Source organism: Achromobacter sp. Marseille-Q0513, from assembly GCF_018195695.1.
Classification (GTDB): domain Bacteria; phylum Pseudomonadota; class Gammaproteobacteria; order Burkholderiales; family Burkholderiaceae_B; genus Achromobacter.
The window spans coordinates 1-4,754 of the sequence record NZ_JAGTJY010000288.1; the positions used below are offsets into that span (position 1 = coordinate 1).

4 protein-coding genes are annotated in these 4,754 nt (G+C 65.5%); 3 read left to right on the forward strand and 1 reads right to left on the reverse strand.

Annotated elements, in window-relative coordinates; genetic code table 11:
* On the reverse strand, positions 1-1,249 hold a 1,249-nt coding region (locus KDH83_RS29540; RefSeq protein WP_212322362.1), incomplete at its 3' end, for a methyl-accepting chemotaxis protein.
* A 516-nt stretch (positions 1,250-1,765) separates the two neighbouring features.
* Here KDH83_RS29540 and KDH83_RS29545 point away from each other — a divergent pair.
* From KDH83_RS29545 to KDH83_RS29555, 3 genes are all read left to right on the forward strand, one after another.
* Complete coding sequence (locus KDH83_RS29545; RefSeq protein WP_212322364.1) at positions 1,766-2,266, forward strand: spore coat protein U domain-containing protein; 501 nt, start codon at positions 1,766-1,768, stop codon at positions 2,264-2,266.
* 11 nt (positions 2,267-2,277) lie between these two features.
* Positions 2,278-2,988: a molecular chaperone gene (locus KDH83_RS29550; protein ID WP_349291690.1), complete on the forward strand. Its 711-nt coding sequence runs from the start codon at positions 2,278-2,280 to the stop codon at positions 2,986-2,988.
* On the forward strand, positions 2,951-4,754 hold a 1,804-nt coding region (locus tag KDH83_RS29555), incomplete at its 3' end, for a fimbria/pilus outer membrane usher protein (protein WP_249205445.1). The genes KDH83_RS29550 and KDH83_RS29555, both read left to right, overlap by 38 nt.

Sequence of the window (4,754 nt, forward strand, 5' to 3'; positions counted from 1 at the left end):
CCTTGGCCGCGGTCGCCGAGCGCTGCGCCAGCGAGCGCACTTCGCCCGCCACCACCGCGAAGCCCTTGCCCTGTTCGCCGGCGCGGGCAGCTTCCACGGCCGCGTTCAGCGCCAGGATGTTGGTCTGGAACGCGATGCCGTCGATCACGCTGACGATGTCCTCGATGCGGCTGGAGTCCTGGGCGATTTCGCGCATGGTGTTCACGGCATCGCGCACGGCCTGTCCGCCGCGTTGCGCCACTTCGGACGCGGTCGAGGCCATCTGGTTGGCCTGGCGCGCGTTCTCCGCGTTGCTGCTGACGGTGGAGAGCAGCTGCTCCATGCTGGCGGCGGTTTCCTCCAGCGAGGCGGCCTGCTGCTCGGTGCGGCTGGACAGGTCCTGGTTGCCCGCGGCGATTTCGCTGGATCCTGTATGGATTTCATGTACGCCCGCGCGCACCGCGTGCACGGTGCGGACCAGGCTGGCCTGCATGTCCTGCAGATAGGGAATCACCTGCCCCACGCAGTTGCGGCCGAAGGCCGCGATCGGCGTGGTCAGGTCGCCGGCGGCGATGCGCTGGAAATGGCCGCGCACGTCCTCCAGCGGACGTTTGACGAAGTGCACCACGTACAGGTCGCCCAGCACCAGCAGCAGCAGGCAGACGGCCAGCACCGCGCCGGTGCCGATATAGGCGTGGCGGCGCTTGGCGGCGGCGCTGTCCCATAGCTGGGTCTCGCGTTCCTTGGCGTAGGCCTCGTATTGCTCGATGCTCTTGCCGAAAGCGCGGCTGGCGGTCACGACCGGGCCGGCGCCATGGGCGCGGGCGCGCGCCACGTCTCCGGCCGTCAGCAGGTCGCGCTGGGCCGCGATGCCCGCCACGGTCAGGGCCTCGAAGCCTGATTTCATGGGGTCCAGGATGGCGGCCGGGGCATCGTTGCCGGCCAGTTCCAGGAATATGGCCTGTTGTTTGCGGGCCTCGGTCAGGGCGATGTCAATGCTGCGGCCTTCCTCCGCCGCCTGGGTGGCATCGCCGGCGGCGGCATATTCCATTTGGCGCGACAGGCGCAGGCGCGCGCGCATGATCTGGTCGTTGACGCGCGAAAGCGCGGAGATTTCGTGCAGCAGTTCGGTGCTGTCGGTCAGCGCATCCGCCGAGCCGCGCAAACCGTTGATGGTGATGGCCGACATGCCGGCGAGCAGGACGCTGATGGTGAGCAGGGTGCCCAGGATCATGCGGCGGATGGTGATGTCTTTCAGTAGCTGTTTCATGGCGCGACGTTCTTGAGTGCTTAGGGGGTGCTACACCGGCAACAACGGCTCGGAGGCTGGGGAATTTAGCTGGCGTTACAACATGACGGAATATGCCAGCGCGAGAAGGAACAAATCGACATTTGAAGCAATAGTGTTGCGTTTTTAATGTCAATTGAGAATGTCTGCATCAATGCCTGGCCCTGAGCGTCATAACTGCATGAAGCGCGATGTGTGTCATTAATTTGAAAATACCGTGTTGGTATTGGATTAAATATGCGCGGATATATTTCTTCAGATATCCAATGTGTTCGTGATATTTCAATTGGCTTAAGACTATTTTTAAAATCAAACTGAATTTACTCGTGAGTAGTAAAAAGAAAAGTAAAATCCGGCGTCGATTTTAAGAAAACACCTTGAATAAGAAATAGGGGAATGGAAAATACACTCGTGTTGCTCCAGATCTTGTATCTGATCTGATATGACACACCCATTTTGGGGTAGGTTGAATCAGCAGTATTTTGTGGAGTGGCGCGTATGGACCGCCTGATCTATCGCAAGGCCGCATTTCTTTTATTCACTTCCCTGGCATCCGCATCTGGCTTGGCTGCGGGACAGAATTCCACGACGTTCAACGTCAGCATCATCATCCAGGCCAATTGCACCATCGCGGCCAACAACCTGACTTTCCCTCCCCAGGGCGTGCTGAGCGCGGCGGTCGCGTCCACCTCGACGCTGACCGTCACGTGCACCAACACCACGCCGTATACCGTCGGTCTCAACGCGGGCACCGGCACGGGCAATACCGAAACCAACCGACGCATGTTCGGGGCCGTCAACACCACGGCATCCGTCGGCTACCAGCTGTTCAAGGCCGACCTGACCACGAACTGGGGCGATGCCACCGTGGCGGCGCGCGTGAGCGGCACGGGTTCCGGGGCCGCGCAGACGCTGACCGTCAATGGCTCGGTGCCGGCCCAGGCCACGCCGGCGCCCGACACCTATAGCTCGACCGTCACAGCCACCGTCTATTTCTGAGGAGCGTGGCCGTGTGTGCGCGCATATCCGCCATGGTGGTGGTTCTGCTCGGCTGGATTTGTCCGGCTGGCGCCGCCACGCTGCAGATTTCCCCGGTCATGGTCGAGATGGCGCCGCAGCAGGGCGCCACCGGCATCACGCTGCGCAACCCGGACGCGATGCCCGTCTATGGCCAGGTGCGGGTCTATGCCTGGGAGCAGCGCGGAGGCGACGATGTGTTGTTGCCTACCGATGAGATCCAGGTAAGTCCCCCCATCATCCAGGTGCGGCCCGGCGGCGAGCAGTTGGTGCGGCTGGTGCGCGCGTCGCGGGAACCGACGGCGATCGAGAAGAGCTATCGGCTGGTCATCGACGAGATCCCGGATCCGTCCACGCCGGCGGTCAATGGCGTGGTGCTGCGGCTGCGCTATTCGGTACCGGTGTTCGTGGCCGGGGCCACGCCCGAGCCACGTCCGGAACTGAGCTGGAAAGCCGTGCGCGAGGGCAAGGAATGGGTGCTGAGCCTGAACAATAGCGGCACCCGCTACGCGCAGGTGGCCAGCCTGCAGGTGCTGGACAGCGGCGGCAAGCCGGTGGCCGAGGTCGACGGGCTGGTGGGCTATGCGCTGGCCCAGCGTCAGCGGCAGTGGCGCATCCCGGCGCGGCTGCAGGCCTCCGGGCCAGTACATATCAAGGCCTTGATCAATGGCGGCACGATCTCGGCTACTCCCCGGATGGATTGACAGGCCGTGCGCCAGCCGCGTCGGCGAGTGGCGCGGCTGGGGCATCGCGCTCGCCCTGTCGTGCGCGGTGGCGCAGGCGGCGGAGCTGCCCGATCAACTGGTGTCGTTCGGTGATATCGCCGAGCGCGACGTATTCCTGGAAGTGAGCATCAACGGCGCCAATACCTCTCAACTGCTGCGGTTCCGCGATGCGCAGGGCCGGCTGTCGGCCAGCGCCGATTCACTGCGCTCGATCGGCATCGACGTGCCGGGGCCGGACGGCGCGGCGGGCAGTCCGGAGCTGCGGCTGGACGCGATTCCCGGCCTGCGCTACAGCTACAACGCCGCGACGCAGTCGGTGAACCTGGCGGTGCCGGATGCCTTGCGCACGCCTTACGCGCTCGACATACGCGGCGTGTCCCGGGCGCCGCCGGCCACCAGCGGGCGCGGGCTGGTGCTGAACTACGACGCCTACGCGCAGACCAGCGGCCTGTCCCGGCTGTCGCTGTACACCGAGCAACGCTATTTCAGTCCGTCCGGCGTGTTCAGCAACACCGGCATCAGCTACCTTGGCGGGCGCGCCAATCTAGCCGATGGCACTGGGCGCTACATCCGCTACGACACGTACTGGTCGCATTCCGATCAGGACACGATGCGCACGCTGCGGTTGGGCGACACGATCACGTCCTCGCTGGACTGGTCGCGCTCGATCCGCATCGCCGGCGTGCAGTGGGGCCGCAACTTCTCGCTGCGGCCGGACCTGGTGACCTTTCCGGTGGCGGCGATCAGCGCGTCCTCGGTGGTGCCGTCCTCGATCGCGCTGTACATCAACGGGGTGCAGCAGTACTCCAGCAACGTGCCGGCCGGCCCCTTCGTGGTCAACCAGATACCCGGCATCACCGGCGCGGGCCAGGCCACCATCGTCACGCGCGACGCGCTGGGGCGCAGCATCGCGACCACGGTGCCTTTGTACGTGGACACGCGCCTGCTGGCGCGCGGCCTGTCCAGCTATTCGGTGGAAGCGGGCTTCGTGCGGCGGCAGTTCAGCGTGCGCTCGTTCGACTACGACCACGCGCCAGCCTTCAGCGCATCGGGCCGCTACGGGCTGGACGACGCGCTGACGCTGGAGGGCCATGCCGAAAGCGCGCCCGGCGTCTACAACCTGGGCGCGGGCGCGCTGGTCAGGCTGGGAGCCGCGGGCGTGGTCAGCGCATCGCTGGCCGGCAGCGCCGGCCGTTACACGGGCGGTCAGGCCAGCCTGGGCTACCAGTACGTGCGGCCGGGATTCAGCCTGGATATGCAGGCCACGCGCGCGCTGGGGGGCTATGGAGATCTCGGTTCCCGCGAGCAGGCGCCCGTGCCACGGCAGATCGACCGCGTCACCCTGTCGTTCCCCGTCGCCCAGTCACAGAGCGCGGCCTTGAGCTACATCGGCTACCGCCAGCCGGACGCGCCGGCCGCCAGGCTGGGCTCGGCGACTTATACCGTCAACCTGCACAGCCGCGCGGTCATGAGCGTGAGCGCGTTTCACGACTTCAACCAATCCGGCTCGAATGGGATGTACCTGAGCCTGACGCTGATGCTGGGCGATCGGACCCAGGCATCCGCGTCGGTCAGCCGCCAGCAGGGCCAGAACAGCTACAGCTTGGGCGCGCAGCGCTCGGTGGACTACGAGGGCGGCACGGGCTGGTCGGTGCAACGCGGACGCAGCGGTGGCCAGGCCTACACGCAGGGCCAGGTGCAGTACCTGGGCCGCTACGGCCAGCTGACCGGTCTGGCGCAGGACC